Annotated in this window: 23 protein-coding genes; 2 read left to right on the top strand and 21 right to left on the bottom strand. The window is 61.6% G+C overall.

The window, feature by feature from the left end; translation table 11 throughout:
- Nucleotides 1-49 precede the first annotated feature (49 nt).
- From rnc to P3T20_RS24735, 17 genes are all read right to left on the bottom strand, one after another.
- Entirely contained in the window at nucleotides 50-1,228 is a 1,179-nt protein-coding gene (gene rnc / locus P3T20_RS24815; protein WP_074263846.1) for a ribonuclease III, read from the bottom strand.
- 175 nt (nucleotides 1,229-1,403) lie between these two features.
- Nucleotides 1,404-2,297, bottom strand: coding sequence for a signal peptidase I (gene lepB, locus P3T20_RS24810; protein ID WP_074263845.1), 894 nt, complete (start codon nucleotides 2,295-2,297; stop codon nucleotides 1,404-1,406).
- A gap of 18 nt (nucleotides 2,298-2,315) precedes the next feature.
- The gene (gene lepA / locus P3T20_RS24805) at nucleotides 2,316-4,109 is read right to left on the bottom strand and encodes a translation elongation factor 4 (RefSeq protein WP_074263844.1); all 1,794 of its coding nucleotides are present in this window, start codon (nucleotides 4,107-4,109) and stop codon (nucleotides 2,316-2,318) included.
- A 170-nt stretch (nucleotides 4,110-4,279) separates the two neighbouring features.
- Nucleotides 4,280-4,546: a glutaredoxin family protein gene (locus tag P3T20_RS24800; RefSeq protein WP_074263843.1), complete on the bottom strand. Its 267-nt coding sequence runs from the start codon at nucleotides 4,544-4,546 to the stop codon at nucleotides 4,280-4,282.
- Nucleotides 4,543-6,096, bottom strand: coding sequence for a DegQ family serine endoprotease (locus P3T20_RS24795; RefSeq protein ID WP_074263842.1), 1,554 nt, complete (start codon nucleotides 6,094-6,096; stop codon nucleotides 4,543-4,545). Before P3T20_RS24795 ends, P3T20_RS24800 begins: the two co-directional genes overlap by 4 nt.
- A 28-nt stretch (nucleotides 6,097-6,124) precedes the next feature.
- Complete coding sequence (locus P3T20_RS24790; RefSeq protein WP_429288161.1) at nucleotides 6,125-7,168, bottom strand: MucB/RseB C-terminal domain-containing protein; 1,044 nt, start codon at nucleotides 7,166-7,168, stop codon at nucleotides 6,125-6,127.
- Nucleotides 7,169-7,172: 4 nt separating this feature from the next.
- Nucleotides 7,173-7,799 carry a sigma-E factor negative regulatory protein gene (locus P3T20_RS24785; RefSeq protein WP_074263840.1) on the bottom strand — a complete coding sequence of 209 codons (627 nt, stop codon included), beginning with the start codon at nucleotides 7,797-7,799 and terminating at the stop codon, nucleotides 7,173-7,175.
- 81 nt (nucleotides 7,800-7,880) lie between these two features.
- On the bottom strand, nucleotides 7,881-8,480 hold the full coding sequence (rpoE, locus tag P3T20_RS24780) for an RNA polymerase sigma factor RpoE (protein WP_006051939.1): 600 nt from the start codon (nucleotides 8,478-8,480) through the stop codon (nucleotides 7,881-7,883).
- 101 nt (nucleotides 8,481-8,581) lie between these two features.
- Nucleotides 8,582-8,950 (bottom strand): protein YgfX, encoded by a 369-nt coding sequence (locus tag P3T20_RS24775; protein ID WP_254368785.1) that lies wholly within the window; start codon nucleotides 8,948-8,950, stop codon nucleotides 8,582-8,584.
- Nucleotides 8,951-9,075: 125 nt separating this feature from the next.
- Entirely contained in the window at nucleotides 9,076-10,314 is a 1,239-nt protein-coding gene (fabF, locus tag P3T20_RS24770) for a beta-ketoacyl-ACP synthase II (RefSeq protein WP_074265970.1), read from the bottom strand.
- A gap of 270 nt (nucleotides 10,315-10,584) precedes the next feature.
- The gene (gene acpP, locus P3T20_RS24765; protein ID WP_004197638.1) at nucleotides 10,585-10,824 is read right to left on the bottom strand and encodes an acyl carrier protein; all 240 of its coding nucleotides are present in this window, start codon (nucleotides 10,822-10,824) and stop codon (nucleotides 10,585-10,587) included.
- Between the two features lie 153 nt (nucleotides 10,825-10,977).
- Complete coding sequence (fabG, locus tag P3T20_RS24760) at nucleotides 10,978-11,727, bottom strand: 3-oxoacyl-ACP reductase FabG (protein ID WP_074263839.1); 750 nt, start codon at nucleotides 11,725-11,727, stop codon at nucleotides 10,978-10,980.
- 88 nt (nucleotides 11,728-11,815) lie between these two features.
- Nucleotides 11,816-12,748, bottom strand: a complete 933-nt coding sequence (fabD, locus tag P3T20_RS24755; RefSeq protein ID WP_429288160.1) for an ACP S-malonyltransferase — start codon at nucleotides 12,746-12,748, stop codon at nucleotides 11,816-11,818.
- A 100-nt stretch (nucleotides 12,749-12,848) separates the two neighbouring features.
- Entirely contained in the window at nucleotides 12,849-13,838 is a 990-nt protein-coding gene (locus P3T20_RS24750; protein WP_429288159.1) for a beta-ketoacyl-ACP synthase III, read from the bottom strand.
- Nucleotides 13,838-14,944, bottom strand: a complete 1,107-nt coding sequence (gene plsX / locus P3T20_RS24745) for a phosphate acyltransferase PlsX (RefSeq protein WP_074263836.1) — start codon at nucleotides 14,942-14,944, stop codon at nucleotides 13,838-13,840. Before plsX ends, P3T20_RS24750 begins: the two co-directional genes overlap by 1 nt.
- A 171-nt stretch (nucleotides 14,945-15,115) precedes the next feature.
- Nucleotides 15,116-15,295, bottom strand: coding sequence for a 50S ribosomal protein L32 (gene rpmF, locus P3T20_RS24740; RefSeq protein ID WP_074263835.1), 180 nt, complete (start codon nucleotides 15,293-15,295; stop codon nucleotides 15,116-15,118).
- Between the two features lie 99 nt (nucleotides 15,296-15,394).
- Complete coding sequence (locus P3T20_RS24735; RefSeq protein ID WP_074263834.1) at nucleotides 15,395-16,033, bottom strand: DUF177 domain-containing protein; 639 nt, start codon at nucleotides 16,031-16,033, stop codon at nucleotides 15,395-15,397.
- 290 nt (nucleotides 16,034-16,323) lie between these two features.
- Between P3T20_RS24735 and P3T20_RS24730 the strand changes: the two genes are divergently transcribed.
- A complete protein-coding gene (locus P3T20_RS24730) occupies nucleotides 16,324-16,941 on the top strand; it encodes a Maf-like protein (RefSeq protein ID WP_429288158.1) in 618 nt (205 codons plus the stop codon).
- Nucleotides 16,938-17,657: an SAM-dependent methyltransferase gene (locus tag P3T20_RS24725; RefSeq protein ID WP_429288157.1), complete on the top strand. Its 720-nt coding sequence runs from the start codon at nucleotides 16,938-16,940 to the stop codon at nucleotides 17,655-17,657. The genes P3T20_RS24730 and P3T20_RS24725 overlap by 4 nt, the downstream gene beginning before the upstream one ends.
- Nucleotides 17,658-17,793: 136 nt before the next feature.
- Here the strand turns inward: P3T20_RS24725 and P3T20_RS24720 are convergent, their stop codons facing one another.
- The 4 genes from P3T20_RS24720 to P3T20_RS24705 are packed head-to-tail and all read right to left on the bottom strand — an operon-like array spanning nucleotide 17,794 to nucleotide 20,883.
- Nucleotides 17,794-18,798, bottom strand: coding sequence for a S49 family peptidase (locus P3T20_RS24720; RefSeq protein ID WP_074263831.1), 1,005 nt, complete (start codon nucleotides 18,796-18,798; stop codon nucleotides 17,794-17,796).
- 18 nt (nucleotides 18,799-18,816) lie between these two features.
- Nucleotides 18,817-19,209 (bottom strand): Rieske (2Fe-2S) protein, encoded by a 393-nt coding sequence (locus P3T20_RS24715; RefSeq protein WP_429288156.1) that lies wholly within the window; start codon nucleotides 19,207-19,209, stop codon nucleotides 18,817-18,819.
- Nucleotides 19,206-19,865, bottom strand: a complete 660-nt coding sequence (locus P3T20_RS24710) for an HAD-IIIA family hydrolase (RefSeq protein ID WP_429288155.1) — start codon at nucleotides 19,863-19,865, stop codon at nucleotides 19,206-19,208. Before P3T20_RS24710 ends, P3T20_RS24715 begins: the two co-directional genes overlap by 4 nt.
- Nucleotides 19,858-20,883 carry an RluA family pseudouridine synthase gene (locus P3T20_RS24705; RefSeq protein WP_429288319.1) on the bottom strand — a complete coding sequence of 342 codons (1,026 nt, stop codon included), beginning with the start codon at nucleotides 20,881-20,883 and terminating at the stop codon, nucleotides 19,858-19,860. The genes P3T20_RS24710 and P3T20_RS24705 overlap by 8 nt, the downstream gene beginning before the upstream one ends.
- Nucleotides 20,884-20,898: the final 15 nt, after the last annotated feature.

Genomic DNA, 20,898 nt, shown 5'->3' with positions numbered 1-20,898 from the left:
GGCTACGGCAGGTTCATATGGACGCGCGAAGAAACGCGCATCCAGTCAATCAATGGCCCGCATCGGCGACGCGCGTTTGTACCGCGTCGGCAACACCGGGTTCGAGTTCGGCAGGCGCCGCCAGGTCGGGCGCAAGTTCGCGGCTACGGGCGGCGGCGGGTTTGTCGGCGCTGCGTGAAGAGGCGTCGGATTTGTCGAGCTTTTCGGCGCGCTCGGTCTTTTCGGCTTTTTCCGCCTTGTCCTTCTCGGCCTTGTCTTTCTCGGCCTTGTCTTTTTCCGCCGAGGTCTGGCTGCTGTATTCCACGTGCGCAGCCCGGATTACCGCAAGCGGTGCGACGACCGGCGCGGCGACGGGTGCTGGCCGCTCGGCCACGGCGGCCTCGGTCCCGGCTGCGGCTGCCTTCGGCTCGCCGCGCGCGCTCCGCTCGTTCTTACGGTCCGGCGCACGCAGATCGAGCGCGGTTTGCACACCGGTCACGCCAGGGACAATCTCCGGCTCGGCATGCTTCGCCGCCCGGGCGCCCTTCGAGCGCTTTGGCTTGGCCACCACGGCAGGCGCGGCGGCCATCACCTCGTCCAGTGCCTTCTTGGCTGCGGCCTGCTCGGCCGCGCGCCGGCTGGCGCCCGAACCGGACACCTTGACTTCCAGCTTCGGCACCGTGCATTCGACTTCAAACTGCTGATTGTGCGCCGCACCATGCGTTGCCACGACAGTGTAGGTGGGCAACGCAATCTTGTGCCCCTGCAGATACTCCTGCAGCAGCGTCTTCGAGTCCTTGCCGAGCGTGCGGGGATCGATATGGTCCAGAATCGGCACGTAGAGGCGTTTGATGACCGTCTGAGCGGCTTCGAAGCCACCGTCCAGGAAGATGGCACCCAGGATAGCTTCGAGCGTGTCAGCGAGGATTGACGGGCGGCGGAAGCCGCCACTGCGCAGCTCGCCTTCACCGAGCCGGAGGCCCTCTGAAATATTCAGGGCCTGAGCAATTTCGTACAGCGACTGCTGTTTGACCAGATTGGCGCGGACGCGCGACAGGTCGCCCTCGTCCAGTTTGCTGAAACGTTGGAACAATAGTGCAGCCACCGCGCAATTCAGAACGGAATCGCCGAGAAACTCGAGCCGTTCGTTATGCGTGGCACTGTGACTACGGTGAGTTAAAGCCTGGCGCAACAATTCCGCATTGCGAAATTCGTAACGCAAACGGCTTTCCAACGGAGATAGGGGCATGTGCAGAGTATAACGCGGGCGCCTGCCCCGGCGAAAACGCGGAGCGGCCAACGGAAAAAGCGTTGTGAAGCGACCTTACCGCACGTTCTTAAAGTAGCGTGAGAACACGCCGCGCCCAATGAGTGGCATCTGCGCGACGTGTTGTCTGGTCAGCGTGCGGTCAGTGCGGTGACGATCAGTGGAACGTCCCGATGCGTTTCAAGTTGCTGAAATTCATCCAGATAAAGAACGCGCGGCCGACGATATTCTTGTCCGGCGCGAAGCCCCAGTAGCGACTGTCCGCGCTGTTATCACGGTTGTCGCCCATCATGAAATAATTGCCGGGCGGCACCTTGCAGATCACGCCGCGCGCGTTGTACGTGCAGTTATCCCGATACGGATAGTCTTCCGCGCCGACGATGTACGGCGGCACTGCCGGATTATTGAGAATTGCATTCTTGCGGCCGTCGATGTCCTCTTCGAACTGTTTCGCGTACCCAATGCGCTCTTCGTCGAAGTAGTCAGGCAGTGGCGTCTCCGGCACAGGCTTGCCGTTGATGGTCAGCTGTTTGTCCTGATACGCCACCACGTCGCCCGGCAGGCCGATCACGCGCTTGATGTAGTCGACCGATTCGTCTTTCGGGTAGCGGAACACCACCACGTCGCCGCGCTGAAGCGGACTGCCGTCGGTGATCTTGGTGTTGGTGATCGGCAGACGGATGCCATATTCATACTTGTTGACGAGGATGAAGTCGCCCACCAGCAGCGTCGGCACCATCGAGCCCGACGGAATCTTGAACGGCTCGACCACAAACGAGCGGACCACGAACACCACGAGAATGACCGGGAAGAAGCTCGCCGAATATTCGAGCCACCAGGGTTGGCGAAGCTTTTCTTCACGCAGACGCGCCCGCGTTTGCGGAGCGTTTTCGTCGGCGAAGCGCTCACCAACGCGCGCCTGCTGACGGTCGAACTCGGCAACTGCCTCGTCCGCCGCGCGCCGCCGTTGCGGCACGAAAACCAGTTTGTCTGCGACCCATGCGATGCCCGTAATGATGACGAGCACAAAAAGAATCAGCGCAAAATTCATAGAGTTCCGTTCTTCGTCTTATTTGTCTTCGACACGCAGAATCGCGAGGAAAGCTTCTTGCGGAATCTCGACGGACCCGACCTGCTTCATTCGCTTCTTGCCTGCCTTCTGCTTTTCCAACAGCTTCTTCTTACGTGAAATATCGCCGCCGTAGCATTTTGCCAGCACATTCTTACGCAATGCCTTGATGTTTTCGCGGGCGATAATGTTCGCGCCGATGGTCGCCTGAATCGCCACGTCGTACATCTGACGCGGAATCAGTTCGCGCATCTTGGCCGCCACTTCGCGGCCGCGGTGCTGGCTCTGCGAACGGTGGACGATCACCGACAGCGCATCGACCTTGTCGCCGTTGATCAGCATGTCCACCTTCACGACATCCGCTGCACGATATTCCTTGAACTCGTAGTCCATCGACGCATAACCGCGCGACATGGACTTTAGACGATCGAAGAAGTCGAGCACGACTTCGCCCATCGGAATTTCGTACGTGAGCTGAACCTGGCGGCCGTGGTACTGCATGTTGATCTGGACGCCGCGCTTTTGCGTACACAGCGTGATGACCGAGCCCACGTAGTCCTGCGGCATATACAGGTTCACGGTGACGATCGGCTCGCGCACTTCTTCGATCTTCGACGGATCAGGCATCTTGGCAGGGTTCTCGACCATGATGACCGTGCCGTCGCGTTGCAGGACTTCATACACCACGGTCGGCGCCGTGGTGATCAGGTCCATGTCGAACTCGCGCTCGAGGCGCTCCTGCACGATCTCCATGTGCAGGAGACCGAGGAAGCCGCAACGGAAGCCGAAGCCAAGCGCCTGCGAAACTTCCGGCTCGTAGTGCAGCGAGGCGTCGTTGAGCTTCAGTTTTTCCAGCGAATCGCGCAGGGCGTCGTACTGGTTGGCTTCGACCGGGTAGAGACCGGCGAACACCTGCGGCTTCACTTCCTTGAAGCCCGGCAGCGGCGCGGGCGCCGGACGGTTCACCAGCGTGACGGTATCGCCCACCTTCGCGGCGGCCAATTCCTTGATGCCGGCGATGATGAAGCCCACCTGCCCGGCGGACAGCGACTCGAGATTCTTCGATTTCGGCGTGAACACGCCAATGTGCTCGACCGGGTACTGAGTGTCGGTCGCCATCAAGCGGATCTTGTCTTTGGGACGCAGCGTGCCGTTGACGATACGCACCAGCATCACCACGCCAACGTAGTTGTCGAACCACGAATCGATGATCAACGCCTGCAGCGGCGCTTCGGGATCGCCCTTGGGCGGCGGCACTTTCGCGATCAGCGCTTCCAGCACGTCTTCGACGCCGAGGCCCGTTTTCGCGCTACAACGCGTGGCATCGGTTGCGTCGATGCCGATCACATCTTCGATTTCGGTGATCGCGTTTTCGGGGTTCGCCGCGGGCAAGTCGATCTTGTTGAGGACCGGAATCACATCGACGCCGAGCTCGATTGCCGTATAGCAGTTCGCAACCGTCTGAGCTTCGACGCCCTGACTCGCGTCGACCACCAGCAGCGCGCCTTCGCACGCCGACAGCGAGCGGCTGACTTCGTACGAGAAATCGACGTGCCCCGGCGTGTCGATCATATTGAGGTTGTAGATCCGCCCATCGCGGGCTTTGTACGTCAGTGCAGCAGTCTGTGCCTTGATGGTGATGCCGCGCTCGCGCTCGAGATCCATCGAGTCGAGCACCTGCGATTCCATTTCGCGGTCGGACAGGCCGCCGCAAATCTGGATGATGCGATCGGCGAGCGTCGACTTGCCATGGTCGATGTGCGCAATGATCGAGAAATTACGAATATGATCCATTCAGTACCGATCAAGCGAAAAAGGCGCGCCCGGACGATTGCGGAGCACGCCTTGGAAGTAGGTGAAAAACCTCTCTATTTTAGCCGAAAAAGGCTTCCGCCCGGCATATCTTGCAGGAGAGCACTGAAAGCGGGCTCAGACGTATGTCGGGCCCCGTGACTTTCGATGCGCTAGCGGATCTGCCCGGCACGTGCGCTCAGCGCTGCGCGGACCCGCCCTTCGTCGAGGTGATAGTGGCACAACTCGACACCATCACACACCAAAACCGGCACTAACTCGTTGTAACGCGCTTCGAGTGCAGGATCAGTGTCGACATCGACGATCTCGACCTGCGCCCCGAACTCCATCAGCAACGGCTCGAGCCCGGCACGCATGTCGTCACAAAGGTGGCACCACGCGCGCCCGTAGAGCGTGAGCGGTGCCACCGGTGTTGTCACTTCTGCGCGGAGCCGCTACGCGGGCGCAGCGGCACGAATTGCGTGTTGTCGCCACGACGCACCAGCAACGCAATCATCTTTTGCGGGTCCAGATGCGCGGTCACTTCGTCGAACTGCTTCGCGCTCGAGATATCCGTATCGCCGACGCGCAGAATGATGTCGCCCTTCTGCAAGCCGACGCGGGCAGCCGGTCCGTCCACCTGATCGACCTGCACGCCACCGTGCACCTTCAGCGTCTTCTGCTGGTCGGCGGGGATGTCGCTCACCGCGATGCCGAGAGAATTCGTCGCGCGTTGCTTCGGCGGCGGGGTCTGCTTCTCGTCGGTCTTGGCGGTTTTGTCAGCCTGCATTTCGGCAATCGTGACCGACAGATCGCGCGTTTGCCCCTTGCGCCACACGGTGATGGTGGCCTTGGTGCCCGGCTTCGTGTCGCCAACCATACGCGGCAAGTCAGTCGCGGTGTCGACGGAATGGCCGTTGAACTTCAGGATGATGTCGCCCGGCTGCACGCCGGCTTTATCGGCCGGGCCTCCAGGTTCGACACTGCTGACGAGCGCACCTTGAGCGGACGGCAAGCCAAGCGAATCGGCCACGTCCTTGGTCACTTCGCCGATGGCCACCGCAATCCGGCCACGCGTGACTTTGCCCGTTGTCTTCAACTGCTCGGCCACGCGCATCGCTTCGTCGATCGGGATCGCGAACGAAATGCCCATGAACCCGCCGGTACGGCTGTAGATCTGCGAGTTGATGCCGATTACCTCGCCCTGCATATTGATGAGCGGACCACCCGAGTTGCCAGGATTGACCGGCACGTCGGTCTGGATGAACGGCAGATAATCACCGGTGTCGCGCCCTTTGGCGCTGACAATCCCGGCGGTGACCGTGTTTTCCAGCCCGAACGGCGAGCCGATGGCCACAACCCATTCGCCCACACGCACCTTGGTCGAATCGCCAATCGTGACGGCCGGCAGATTCGACGCGTTGATCTTCACCACCGCAACGTCGGTGCGATCGTCCATGCCAATCAGCTTGGCCTTGAATTCTCGCTTGTCGGTCAGCGTGACATAGATGTTGTCGGCGTCATCGACCACGTGGGCGTTGGTCATCACATAGCCATCCTGCGACAGGATGAAGCCGGACCCCACACCGCTGCTCTGCTCGGAATCGGAGTTGTCGGGTGCGTCCTGGTTGCTGCTGCTCCCGCCGCTGCCACTGCCGTTGTCGCCGTTATCGCCGCCACTACCGCCACCGCCGTTGCCATTCCCATTGCCAGGCGAACCGGGCTGCTGCGGCAACGGAATGCCGAAAAAGCGCCGGAAGAACTCTGACATATCACCGTCATCGAGTCCTGGCGCCGTGCCATGGGCACTGCTACCCGTCACCTTGGTCGTGGTGCGGATGTTGACGACTGCCGGCCCGACCTTGTCGACGAGATCGGTAAAGTCGGGAAGATTGGCTGCAGGCGCCGCCGACGCTGCATGCGGTACGAGCGGCAGACAAACTGCCACCACCGCGGCTGCGAGAAATTTGCGCACCGTGAAAATCGTCATATCGTAGCCAGCAGAGGGATTCGAGGAATTACTTGGGAGCCTTATATTCTATGGCAGACGCAAATTGCTGCAATGTGGCTTGGGGCACTTCCCCCAGCAGAGTAATCCAGAAGTCACCTTGACGCTTGACCAGCACGTGCGTCGCCCCGCTGCTGCCAGCGCCTTCCTTACGGGTATTTTTTTCGACCGGCTCGACAAATACCGAAATCGCCGCGAGGCCGTCCGAGAACACGGCCTGGTCGACCGGGATGGGTGGCTCGCTTGGATCAGCCGACGCCATCGGACGGCGCAACTCGCGAATCTTGTGGAAACCGGGCACGGTGGGATCGATCTGCCAGCCCTGCGCTTCCATATCCACCGGCTCGACCGGCGGCTTCACGACGGTCCAGCCCGCGGTGTTGTGGATGCCATTGGCGATCGGCGTCGTATCGACCGGCACGCCTATGCTGATCTGCGAGAACGACAACTGCTCGAGCACCTGCCCGCTCGGGTCGAGCGTCTGCGCGCGCAGCAGTAAGCCGGTCTTTTTGTCCGCCCAAAGCTTGTAAGCGAACCGGAAGGCGTCTTTCGGGTCGAGTTCGAGCACTTGACTGTCGATACCCGCGACGCGGTCGTCGCCGAGCAGCTTCGGCTCATAGACAGACATCACCTGGTCGCTGCTGGCCGCGAGCAAAGCGGGGAATGAATCTTTGTTTTGGCGCTTTTCGACGACGCACAAATGCCGTTCGGGGATGAACGTGTACATTTCGTCGTTATGGCGCAACATCTTGCGCGGCTTGCCGTCCAGGCTTTCGAGCTGCTCGAACTCGCCGTCGCTGTGGGTGGCGAAATGGACGATCCGCGAGGTCTGGACGAAATTGCCCCGCTGATAGACGAACGCCCCTTCGTAATTCTGCTGCTGGGCGGCCTGGTGAATGCGGTTGAGCAAGTCAGCCGCAGTCCGGCGGGCGACGAGCGGATCGTCGGACTGCGCAAAGACACGCGGTGTGGCGGACAACAATACGGCTGCACAGAACAGAAATGCCGGCAGCCGCCCCCAGATAGTCGTTTTATTCAACCGCAGTGTCTGCATCAGACTATTGGCCTTGCGTGGTCATGGCGGAGGTGCGAATCAGCGGCATCGAACCGGGCATAACCGGTTGCTGTGCAAACTGTTGATGAGCTTCCAGATACTGGTCGAGGCTCGCGTCGCGGATGATGTTGCCGTCCGAAACCGGCTGGGCGGCGGCAACCGTCGGCACCGGGGCCATGGCCACACGCTGCACGGAATCGCCATGGGACTGCAGCGACGCGACCTGAGACACGCCCGCACCGCCCGGCACACCCTGCAATTGCGGCACGACAATCCACGTCAGCGTGGCGGCGGCAGCGGCGACCGCAAACGCCGGCACGAAGCGGCGGCGCAGCGCCAGCAAACGGCCTGCAGCCGGCATCGCGGCGGGCGCCAGCACGTGCGGCTCCTGCTCGAGACGCGCACTGAAGCTGGCGAGGAACGCGCTACTGGTCGCGGGGCTTACCGCCAGATCGTCCGAACGCAGAGCGTCGCCGATCAGGTGGTAATGCGACCAGGACGCGCGATCTTCGCGATCCAGCTCGGAAATAAACTTGTTCAGATGCTCTTCGCCGAACAGCTCACCGTCGACAAAAGCGGACAGACGCTCGCCTCGCGAGCTTGCTTGCGATTGCATCGAGACCGACCCCATGATGCTCCCCATCTTACACACCCCTAGTGACACCACCTAACCCAGATATTGCCCCATTGCCCCGACGGGCGAGCTGGCCGACTACCAGCGTTTGCCTTCGGGTGTGTCAAGCAATGGACGCAATTTTGCCGCAATGGCTTCGCGAGCGCGAAAAATTCGTGATCTGACCGTGCCGATTGGGCACCCCATCATCTCAGCGATTTCCTCATAGCTCAAACCTTCAATTTCACGAAGAGTAATGGCGGTGCGCAACTCTTCCGGTAAAACCGCCATCGCAGCATTGACCGTCTCAGCGATCTGCTTGCTCATCAACATCGACTCAGGCGTGTTGATATCCCTTAGTTGGTCGGCGTCCGAGAAAGTTTCAGCTTCTTCAGCATCTGCTTCGGTCGAAGTGGGTGCACGCCGCCCCTGGGTCGCAAGGTAGTTCTTTGCCGTGTTGACCGCAATCCGGTACAACCACGTATAAAAGGCCGATTCGCCGCGGAATTGGGGCAGCGCCCGGTATGCCTTGATGAAGGCATCCTGGGCTACATCCTCAACCTCAGCGGGGTCCCGCACGAGGCGCGAGATCAGCCGGAGGATCTTCCGGTGGTATTTGGAGACCAGAAGCTCGAACGCGGCCTTGTCGCCCTTCTGGACGCGTTCGACCAGCACCTGATCAATTTCTTTTTCGCTCACCTGATAAATCCGTTAACTATGGGCTGCAACGCGGGGCACCATTGTAGCGTCCCCATCATCGCGTCACGTTACTAAGGTACTCGCGGTTACAGTCGTTACAGTCAGACGCCGGCGGCGCGCCGGCCCAGCACGGCCAGCTCGCGGAACGCCTCGGCAGACAGCGTGTCGGCCGCGATCAGCAACGGCCGGGAACGGCCGCTCGCGCCCACGAGCACCAGAATGAGGAGCCGGCCGCTCCACTGCGAGCAACCGGCAATACGACCCTGCTCGAGCGTGCGCCCGGCGCGGTTCCAGACGGTGAGGCCATCGGGCCCGATTTTGATGGCGCCGGGCTCGGCGTGCCAATGCCGCCGCGCGGCGAGCGAGAGGAAAGCTAGCACAGTTGCGGCAGCGGGCGCTGCCTGCATGGCGCCGAGCCGGGCTGACAGGCATGCCTGAACGGCAGCCACGGCAATCAGGATAAAAGCCACCGTTGCGCTACGCAGGACAACGGAGCGTCGCAGGGTAACCAGCGGCGCTCCGTTCGGCGATACCGGTCCGGCGGGAAGCGCGGGACCGGGCTGCGTGGAGGGTGACGTCAAACGGACCGGTCCGCTCAGGCGCGCTTGAAGACCAGCGTGCCGTTCGTGCCGCCGAACCCAAACGAGTTCTTCAGCGCGATGTCGATTTTCATCTCCCGCGCGGTGTTGGCGCAGTAATCAAGATCGCACTGGGGATCCTGGTTGAAGATGTTGATCGTCGGCGGCGAGATCTGATTGTGCACGGCGAGGACCGTGAAGACCGACTCGAGACCGCCCGCGCCACCCAGCAGGTGGCCGGTCATCGACTTTGTCGAATTCACGACGATGTTCTTCGCGTGATCGCCGAAGGCACGCTTGATGCCGGTGGTTTCCGCGAGGTCGCCGAGCTGCGTCGAGGTGCCATGGGCGTTCAGGTAGTTCACCTGATCCACGTTCACACCTGCATTCTTCAATGCGGCCAGCATGCATCGACGTGCGCCGTCGCCATCTTCTACCGGGGCAGTCATGTGATAGGCGTCGCCGCTCATCCCATAACCGCTCACTTCGGCGTAAATCTTCGCGCCGCGGGCCTTCGCGTGCTCGTACTCTTCGAGCACCATCACGCCGGCGCCCTCGCCGAGCACGAAGCCGTCGCGATCCTTGTCCCACGGACGGCTCGCCGTAGCCGGATCGTCATTGCGTTGCGACAGGGCACGCGCCGCCGCGAAGCCGCCAATGCCAAGCGGCGACACGGTCGATTCCGCACCGCCCGCAATCATCACGTCGGCGTCGCCATATTCGATCAGGCGCGAGGCCTCGCCGATGCAATGCAGGCCGGTGGTGCACGCCGTGACGATAGCGAGGTTCGGGCCCTTGATGCCGAACTTGATCGAGAGATGGCCGGAGATCATGTTGATGATCGAGGCCGGCACGAAGAACGGCGAAATCCGGCGCGGGCCGCGATTGAGCAGTTCCGTCTGCGTGACTTCGATCATCGGCAGACCCCCGATGCCCGAGCCAACCACAACGCCGATGCGCTCCGAATTCTCATCGGTGACTTCGAGCCCGCTGTCCTGCATCGCCTGGATGCCGGCAGCCACGCCGTAATGGATGAACGTATCCATGTGGCGCGCTTCCTTGCCGGGGATGTAGTCCTCGATATTGAAGCCCTTCACCTCGCCGGCAAAGCGGGTCGTGAAGTTCGCGGCATCGAACTTCGTGATGTTGGCAATGCCCGACTTGCCGGCGACCAGATTGGCCCAGCCGTCGGCAACATTATTGCCAACAGGCGAAATCAGCCCCAGGCCTGTAACGACAACACGACGACGGCTCACGGTAACCTCTTTTTCATAGGTGACAAAAGCAAAAGCCACAGCGGCCACAGGAATCGGACCTGTGAGCCCTGTGGCTGTTAACCTGGAACACGCGCTGAAAAACGCGTTGGAAACTGCGCCGAAACCTGCACTTGCATCTGCGCTGGAAACGGCTGCGCCGGCAACTTCATCGCCAACTCCGTCGGCAATAGCACCAGCCCCGTGGATGCCGGAAACCGGCCCAACAGGGCGTCACACGCCGCCAACCCAGCAACGCGGGCGCGAATGACCTTAGGCCTTGACGTTTGCGCGAGCGTAGTCGATCGCTTGCTGGACGGTCGTGATCTTCTCAGCTTCTTCATCCGGAATTTCCATGCCGAATTCGTCTTCGAGGGCCATCACGAGTTCGACGGTGTCGAGCGAGTCAGCGCCGAGGTCGTTCACGAACGAGGCTTCGTTCTTGATCTCTGCTTCGGCAACGCCCAGTTGTTCTGCGACGATCTTCTTGACGCGCTGTTCGATATTGTCCATTAACCCCTCCAAGGGAAAAGAAGTTCAAAAATACAGGTGCGCGCATTTTATCAGGTTTGCCCCTGCAAAAAAGCGGCGCGCACGGTTCCTGTCAAGGCATCCGCCCGGTCACGACGAGAATCGCGTCACGGCGCGGATGGTAACCGAATTCCGTTAAGACATGTACATGCCGCCGTTTACATGCAACGTCGTGCCGGTGATGTAGCCGGCCTGCGGCGAAGCAAGAAACGCGACAGCATGAGCGATGTCTTCCGGGCTGCCCAGACGGCCAAGCGGAATCTGGGTCTTGAGCGCGGTTTGCTGCTCTTCCGGCAGGGTCTTCGTCATGTCGGTGTCGATAAAGCCCGGCGCGACGCAGTTCACGGTAATGCCGCGGCTGCCGATCTCGCGCGCCAGCGCCCGCGTCATACCCGCTACACCGGCTTTCGCCGCCGCGTAGTTGGCCTGTCCCGGGTTGCCAGCCGAGCCGACCACCGACGTAATGTTGATAATGCGGCCGCCGCGCGCCTTCATCATCGGGCGGAGCACTGCGCGCGACAGGCGGAACACGGACTTGAGATTGGTGTCGATCACCGCGTCCCAGTCGTCGTCCTTCATGCGCATCGCCAGTTGATCTTGGGTAATGCCCGCGTTGTTCACGAGCACGTGCAACGTTCCAAATTCTTTCACGGTGCCGTCGATCAGCGCTTCTGCTGCAGCCGCGTCGTTCACGTTCAGTACTGCGCCGCGGCCGTTCACGCCTTCGGCCTTGAACGCTTCGGTGATCGAGGCAGCGCCGCTTTCGCTGGTCGCCGTGCCGATGACGGTCGCACCCTGGCGCGCCAGTTCGAGCGCAATGGCGCGGCCAATACCCCGGGAGGCGCCGGTCACGATCGCGATCTGCTTATCGAGAGTCTTTTCCATCTTTCAGTCCGGAGTGCCCGTGAGGGCTGATTGCAGTCTTTAGGCTGTAGTGAGTACTGTGATACTTGCGGCTGTACCTGCGCGCCGCTCAGGCCGTCACGAGCTTAAGCGTTTCTTCGAGCGAGGCCGGATCGAAAACCGAGGCACCGACCAGATTGCCGTCGATGCGCTTGGTCAAACCTGACAGAACCTTGCCGGGACCGCATTCGATCACATGCGTGACACCCTGGCCCGCGATCGCCTGCACGCATTCGACCCAGCGCACCGCGCCGGCTGCCTGACGCACGAGTGCATCCTTAATCGCGGCCGGCTCGTTGACGATAGCCACATCGACGTTATTCACAACGGGGATCTTCGGCACCTGCAGCTCGACGCTCGCGAGATACTCGCGCAACTGATCCGATGCGGGCTTGAGAAGCGAGGAATGGAAAGGCGCCGACACCGGCAGCGGCAGCGCACGCTTCGCGCCCTTGGCCTTGGCGATTTCGCAGGCCTTTTCGACCGCGGCCTTGTTGCCGGCAATCACGACCTGCGACGGCGCATTGAAATTCACCGCTTCCACGACACCCGCCGACGCTGCTTCGGCACACACCGCACGCACCGCGTCGTCGTCGAGACCGAGAATCGCCGCCATGCCGCCCTCGCCTACCGGCACGGCCGTCTGCATGGCCTGCGCGCGAAAACGCACGAGTGGTACCGCGTCACGGAACGCCAGCGCGCCGGCAACGACCAGCGCCGTGTATTCACCAAGGCTGTGGCCCGCGACGATTGCCGGCGCCGGACCGCCCGCAGCCTGCCACGCGCGGTAGATTGCGTACGCGGCCGTCAGCATGACGGGTTGGGTATTGGTGGTGAGGTTCAGATCGTCAGCCGGACCTTCGGCGATCAGCTTGCCCAGATCCTGGCCGAGCGCGTCGGAGGCTTCCTGAACTGTCTCGCGCACGATGGCGTGGTCGGCAAATGCGTTGAGCATGCCGACAGACTGCGAGCCCTGGCCAGGAAAAACAAACGCAAATTTCATGGGATCCTCAAAATTCGATGTTTCAGATGCGCACGGCACGCGGCCTTATCGACGCGACTGACCGTTGCGGGCGACGCCGAAGCGCCGCCTCAAACGCAGATCAATAGCGGATAACCGACGCGCCCCACGTGAAGCCGCCGCCGACGCCTTCGATCAGGACGTTCTGGCCACGCTTGATACGGCCGTCGCGCACGGCGACGTCAAACGCGAGCGGAATGGACGCAGCCGACGTATTGCCGTGCTCGCCCACCGTGACGACCATGCGCTCCTGCGGCAGGCCCAGTTTGCGGCACGTGCTTTGCATGATACGGATATTGGCCTGATGCGGAATCAGCCAATCGACCTGTTCCGCTGTGAGGCCAGCTTTGTTAAGCGCTTCGACGGCGACCTTCTCGAGCACGTTGACGGCGAGCTTGAACACCGCCTGGCCGTCCATATGCAGGAACGCGCTACCGGCGATCACACCGCCGTTCACGTTGCCCGGCGTGCAGAGAATGTTGGAATGACTGCCGTCGGCATGCAGCGCGTTGGCAAGCACGCCAGGCTGTTCCGAGGCCGAGAGGATGACTGCGCCAGCGCCGTCGCCGAAGAGCACGCAGGTCGTGCGGTCATTGAAATCGAGCAGACGCGAGAAGGTTTCGGCTCCGATCACCAGCGCGGTGTGATGCTGACCGCTGCGGATGAAACTGTCCGCCGTTGCCACCGCATAAGCGAAGCCCGAACAGACAGCCTGCACGTCGAACGCCGCGCCGTGGTTCTTGATGCCGAGCTTGTTCTGCAGCAGACACGCCGTGCTAGGAAACACATAGTCGGGCGTGGAGGTGGCGACAATGATCAGGTCGATCGATTGCGGGTCGACATCGGCAGCTTCGATCGCGCGCTGGGCGGCGATGAGCGCGAGATCGCTAGTGGTGACATCAGGTTCTGCGAAATGGCGTGCGTGGATGCCGGTGCGGGCTACGATCCACTCGTCGCTGGTTTCGACGCCCTGCCTGGCAAGACGTTCGGCCAGGTCCTGATTGCTGACGCGCCCGGGTGGCAGATAACTGCCGGTTCCCAGCACGCGGGAATAAATTGTCGATTGAGCCATTATGCCTTCGAGGATAGCGCAGCGTAGGGCTCGGCTGGCTGGCCTGCGGCCGGACTTGCATAACCCGCGCCGCTTGCGTCGCGCGCAACCTGTTCCAGAGAACTCGCGTTCTCTTCCATCGCCCGCGCAAGGCGTTCCAGCACGCCGTTTTTGACGGCATCATACCCGCGTTTGATCGCCCACTCAAACGCGTACGCGTCCGCCGAGCCGTGGCTCTTGATCACGAGACTACGCAGGCCGAGCAGTGCTGCACCGTTGTATTGCCGGGTGTCGACCCGCTTCTTGAAGCGTAACAGTACCGGCAACGCGAGAAGCCCCATCACCTTGGTCAGCCAAGAGTGGCCGAACTCTTCCTTGATGATGTCGTTCAACATCTGCGCGAGCCCTTCCGATGTCTTCAGCGCGACATTGCCGACAAAACCGTCGCAGACGATCACATCGGTCGTGCCCTTAAAGATATCGTCGCCCTCGACGTTACCGTGGAAATTCAGTGTACTCGCCCGCAGCAACTCACCGGCACGCTTGATGGTCTCGTTGCCCTTGATGACCTCTTCGCCGATGTTAAGCAGACCGATCGTAGGGCGTTCCTTGCCCTCGAGCGCCGACACGAGCGCATGCCCCATCTCCGCAAACTGCAGCAGATGCTGCGGCTCGCAATCGACGTTGGCGCCCAGGTCGAGCATCATCGTGTAGCCGGTTGGATTCGGCAATGCGAACGCGATCGCCGGGCGTTCGATACCCGGGAGCGTTTTCAGAACATAGCGGGACACCGCCATCAGCGCACCGGTGTTGCCGGCGGAGATGCAGGCCTGAGCCTCGCCTTCCTTGACGCGGTTGAGCGCCACGCGCATCGACGAGTCTTTCTTCTTGCGCAGCGCGACTTCAACCGAGTCGTCCATGGCGACGATCTCTGAAGCCGGCACGATGACCAGCGCAGACTCGCCCTCGGCCTTCAACTTCTTGAGCTGGGCGCGGATCACGCTTTCGATACCGACGAGCATCAACTGCGCATCGGGATGCGAACGAACGAAACTGACAGCCGCGGGAACGGTCACGGACGGGCCGTGGTCGCCTCCCATGCAATCTATCGTGAGCTTTACTGTCATGGAGTGCGACGAATTTCAGGAGCTCTGCATGGGAACGCAGCAAGCGCTAGACGGCTAACTGCGTTCGACACAAAAAAGCGGCCATAGATGCCGCCTTTTTGTCGAGCCGGGAAAATGTCAAGCGAGCCGATCGCCACGCGAAACGCCAAGGGGCGCAACGCAACGGGACGATTAGTCGTTCTTCGTCTTGACGACTTTCTTGCCGCGATAGTAGCCGTTCGGGCTAACGTGGTGACGCAGATGCACTTCACCCGTGCTCGGTTCCACAGCCAGCGGCGCTGCGCTGAGGAAATCGTGCGAGCGGTGCATGCCGCGCTTCGACGGCGACTTCTTGTTTTGTTGGACTGCCATGATAACTCCTAAAAATTTTCCGAATTCTAACACAGCCCGATACGGCAATCGTCACTGGCCGAATGGCCAACGCGCCGCATCGCGCTCCTATGCAACTGTTCAGTGCTTCTCGCCGCCGGAACCACCCTTCTTGAGGGCTTCGAGCGCCGCAAACGGATTGGGCCGGGCGGGCTCGCCGCCCTCTTCAGCTTCATCCTCTCCGGCTTCGTCACCCTCATCACCGGCCACCCCAGACACGAGCGACTCGTGCACTTCAGGGCAAACCTCGTGCTTGGGCACCAGCGGCAAACTCAGCAGCAACTCTTCTTCGATCAAGTCGATAAGATCGAAATGGGCTGAACCCACGATCACATCGACTTCATCCTCGTCGAGCGGAAACTCTTCGGCTTCCGCCTCAGTGTTGACGATCCGGTAAGTCGCATCGACGTTGAACGCCTGCAGATACGGCGTGAGACACCGCTGACATTCGAGCCATGCCGACCCGTGAATCGCGAGCCTCAGATAAGGCTGCGGACCCTCGGTGCCGTCGTCCTGCAATTCCGGCTGCGTTGCCCCTTCGGCCTGCCAGGTGAACGCGCTTTCGCGCTCTGGCGCTTCCGCAGGAACTTCGTTTAACATGCGCGGCAGTTGCGAGACGCGCACGAGACCCGCGGCCTGACAGCCGCTCCGCGCGAATTCGAAAAGATCGACATCATGCGGGTCGGCGAGACCTGCAGGTTTGCCAGGATGTTGAGTCATGTGCGCTCCTGCGTCGGCACGGATTTAGCCGGGGTAAATCAGGTCAGTATGCCGCCTGCCGAGGCGCTGCTACTACGAGACAAACCCTGATTGCAGCAAGACCGCATTGGGGGTTTGCGCGGGATTTTCACGAGGCTTTCCCGAGATTCCCCCGAGGCTTCCCTGCAGCGCAACGTTCACATACCGATGAAAAGCCCAAAATCATATCCGTTTTGTCTTTTCGAGTCAAACACTTAAGCCCACACGCGCGAAAGCCCGTGCGGCCTGCTCTCCCTAGCCTTTGGTTCACCATGCCGGATATCTCTTCCCGCCCGCCGCGCCTGATTCTGGCGTCGAGTTCGCGCTACCGCCGCGAGCTTCTGGAACGCCTGCGCGTGCCGTTCGATGTCGTCGTGCCCGCTGTCGACGAAACGCCTCACCCGGGAGAAACGCCCGAAGCGACCGCCCTGCGGCTCTCCGAGGATAAAGCACGGGCGGTCGCAGCCAAACTGGCCGCCGGTGAACACGCACTCGTGATCGGCTCAGATCAGGTCGCCACTTACGACGGTCTGCAGATTGGCAAACCGGGCTCGCACGACAAGGCGCTTGCCCAGCTGCAGGCCATGCGCGGCCGCGAAGTGCTGTTTCATAGCGCGCTGTGCCTGTTCGACAGTCGCGACAGCAGTGCCCAGACGCTTGATGTCGTGACGACGGTACGCTTCCGGAATCTGTCAGACGCTGAACTGGAAGCCTATTTGAGAGCCGAAACGCCTTACGATGTCGCCGGAAGTGCCAAATCCGAAGGGCTCGGCATTGCGCTGCTAGATGCGATCGAGTCGGACGATCCGACCGCGCTGATCGGACTGCCGCTGATCGCGTTGTCGCGAATGCTGCTGGCGGCCGGTTTTCCACTGTTGGGGGCACGATGAGCGGCACACTGTATCTGATCCCGAACACCCTGGGCGAAGGTGACGCGGACGCGCTCGACGCCGTGCTGCCCGCGCCAGTGCGGGCGCGCGCCGCGGCTCTGCACTATTACATCGGCGAAAACGCGAAAACCACGCGCGCCTTCCTGAAGAAAGTCGGCACCGAACGGCCGATCCAGGAAATCGAGATTCGCGAGTTGAACGTGAATACCCCGGCGGGCGAGATCGAAAAACTGCTGGCGCCGGTCCTGGCAGGCACGGATGCGGGCCTCGTCTCGGAGGCCGGTTGTCCGGCGGTCGCCGATCCGGGTGCGCTGCTGGTGCGGCGGGCGCACGAGCGCGGCGTCAAGGTTGTGCCGTTCGTGGGACCGAGCTCGATTCTGTTGGCGTTGATGGCCTCCGGCCTGAACGGCCAGAGTTTCGCTTTTCACGGTTACCTGCCGGTGGACGCAGCCGAACGGGCCAAGCGGCTGCGCGATCTGGAACAACAGTCGCGCAAGGGAAAGCAGACGCAGATCTTTATCGAGACGCCTTATCGCAACAAGGCGCTGCTCGATACTTTACTGGCGACCTGCGCGCCGTCGACGCTGGTGTGCGTCGCAGTGGATCTGACGCTGGAGACCGAGACGATTGCGAGTCGAACCGTGTCGGACTGGAAAAAGGCGCCGGTGCTCGATCTGCACAAGCGCCCGGCGATCTTCCTGCTTCTTGCCGTCTGAAAGAGGGGCCGGCCGCCGGACCTGCAAGGACGAAGGCCGCCCGAAACGGCGGCCGCTACTTGACTGGGCGAGTTCCGCTTGACCAGCCGCCGACCGACTGACCGTCCCCGCGGTAAGCGACTCCCTGCGTCACTATTTACCGCAAGCTCATCTTCCCGCCCAGCACCATCGCATGAACCGCAGCGCTGCCAACCGCCGCGCCGAACTTGCGCGCCACGCGATCAGTGATGCTTTCCTTCACGGTGTAATCGACGATATCCGGCGCCTTGATAATCTCGCGCGCGACGTAATCAGAGTCGCCAAAGCCATCCGCCAGACCAAGATCAACACTCTGCTGACCGGTCCAGAACAGACCCGAGAAGATATCCGGCGTCTCATGCAGCCGCTTGCCGCGGCCTTCGCGCACCGCGTCGATGAACTGCTGGTGGATCTGGTCGAGCATTTCCTGGGCATGCGCGTCCATCTTCGGCGTCTCCGGAGAGAACGGGTCGAAGAAGCCCTTGTTTTCGCCCGAGGTGTGCAGACGCCGCTCGACGCCGAGCTTGTCCATCAGCCCGGTAAATCCGAAGCCGTCCATCAGCACGCCGATCGAGCCGACGATGCTCGCCTTATCCACGTAAATCTTGTCTGCCGCTGCGGCCGCGTAGTACCCGCCCGAGGCGCACATGTCGCCCACCACCACATACAGCGGGATGGACGGATATTTGGCGCGCAGACGACGGATATCGCGATTGATGATACCCGCCTGCACCGGACTGCCGCCCGGACTGTTGCAGCTCAGGATCACGCCCGCCGTGCCGGCGTCGTCGAAGGCGCTTTCCAATGCGGAGTCGACATCATCGGCGTTCGCGTTCGTGTCCGCGGCAATTTCCCCGTCGAGCGTGACCAGTGCGGTGTGGCGGCCGGTGGTGGCGACCTTCTCGCCGGAAAAGTCGAACACGCCCCAGACCACCAGCAGCAGCAGGATGACGAAGACGAAGCGAAAGAAGATCTTCCAGCGCCGCGCCGCGCGCTGTTCGCTGATGGCAGCGAGCGCAATGCGTTCGAGCGCGGCGCGCTCCCAGCCCGGTTCATCAGTTGGCGTCGGCCTGCGGCCCGCTGAGGACGGTTGGTTCGGATCGGGAGTGAGATTGTCGGCCATGCGTCGCAGATCAAAGAGTCAGGGGGTGACCGGACGCAGGTCGTCGTCCGGCAGCCAGAATACCGCGCGGCCATCCGGTGTATCCCGTTCGTCTACCTGAACGGGACGCAGCCTGCCGCCACGGCACGGACCGCCGACACACTTACCTGTATCCGGCGCGTAAATTGCGCCGTGCGTGGCGCACATCAAGTATAAACCCGATGATTCGAAGAACTGACCCTCAGCCCAGTCGAGCTCCATCGGCACATGCGCACAGCGGTTCAGATAACCAAAAACCTCGCCACCATAGCGGACAAAGAAAACAACCGCATCCCCGTCGACGTATTTCGCCTGGCGGCGCAGCCCTGTGCCACCCTCGACCAGTTCGTCGGAAGCGCAGATCCGCACGGGTTCGATGGCAGACATGCTCATGCGTTCTCGCGCAACCAGCCGGACAGCGCGCTGACGCTCGACGCCACGAACTTCGGCTCGAGCGCAGCGAGCGAGGCCTCCGGATGGGCGCCGTAGGTCACGGCGATGCCTGCGACGCCGGCGTTGATCGCCATTTGCAGGTCATGGGTCGTATCGCCGACCATCACCGTGCGTGCCACATCCTGACCCAGTTCACGGGTCAGCTCATGCAGCATTGCCGGATGAGGCTTCGAGAAAGTCTCGTCGGCACAGCGGGTACCGTCGAACAGGCTGGTGAGGCGCGACTGGTCGAGCGCCCGGTTCAGGCCCACACGGCTCTTGCCGGTGGCGACACCAAGCAGATAACCCTGATCGCGCAACTCCTGCAGCATTTCGCGCACTCCAGCAAAAAGCTCCGTGGTCTGATCTTTGACCAGATAGTGAAAACGGTAGCGCTCGGCCAGACGCGGATACTCGGACGGGTCGAGCGTCGGCGCGGCGATCTGCAGCGCGTCGCGCAGCCCGAGGCCAATCACGTAGCTCGCCGCCTCATCAGCCGGCACCGGCAAGCCGAGATCGCGACACGCCGACTGGATACTGCGCGTGATATGCACGGTCGAATCCATCAAGGTGCCGTCCCAATCGAAGACGATCAGATCAAATTGCTCTCTAGCCATGCGTATTCGTCTCCGGGGTTGCCCCGTTATTGATTTCATTGAGCTGATCGATGAAACGCCGGCATTCCGCCGGTAGCGGCGCCTCGAACTGCAGCACGTCGCCGGTAGCCGGGTGTGCCAGCTTGAGCCGGTACGCGTGCAGAAACATCCGCTTCAGTCCAGGACGCGCATTGGTGCGCGCCAGCTCTTTATTCAGTGCGAAATCGCCATATTTGACGTCGCCGACGATCGGCAACTCCAGATGCGCGAGGTGAACCCGGATCTGATGCGTGCGACCCGTCTTCAGTTCCGCTTCGAGAAGCGCGTAGTCCGGCCAGCGATTCACCAGATTGAACACCGTGTGCGACGCCAGCCCGTCCGCCTGGACCCGCACGCGGCGTTCGCCATCCGCCGTCAGATACTTGTGCAGCGGCTCCTTGACCGCCCGGCGGCGGCCCCAGTCGCTCGCCCACTCGCCATGAACGCACGCAAAGTAGCGCTTGTCCATGCGGTTCTCACGAATCTGCTCGTGCAGGTTAACAAGTGCCGCGCGCTTCTTCGCCAGCATCAGGACACCGGAGGTTTCGCGGTCCAGCCGGTGCACCAGTTCCAGGAATTTTGCCTGCGGACGCGCCTCGCGCATCTGCTCGATTACCCCGAACGCCACCCCGCTGCCACCATGGACGGCGACGCCGGCCGGTTTATCGATGACCAGCATGTGGTCATCTTCAAAAAGAATTTCGAAATGGGCGACCGGAACCGGATTGTGAGCGCTCGCTTCGGTCCCTTGAGCGATGCGGATCGGCGGCACGCGCACCAGATCGCCGTGTTCGAGACGGTACTGCGCATCGACCCGGCCCTTATTTACACGCACTTCCCCGCTACGCAGGATGCGATAAATATGGCTTTTAGGCACGCCTTTACAGACGCGTAACAGGAAGTTGTCGATGCGCTGTCCGGCCGCGCCATCATCGATCTCGATCATCGAGACCTGGTCACTTGCGACCGATTTCTGGGATATTTTGCCTAACTCTTTCATTCTGAATATAATTTG

Source organism: Paraburkholderia sp. GAS206C (assembly GCF_050435645.1).
Taxonomy (GTDB): domain Bacteria; phylum Pseudomonadota; class Gammaproteobacteria; order Burkholderiales; family Burkholderiaceae; genus Paraburkholderia; species Paraburkholderia phenazinium_B.
Note: the sequence above shows the minus strand (reverse complement) of the source record. Positions and strands in the feature narration are given on the sequence as shown.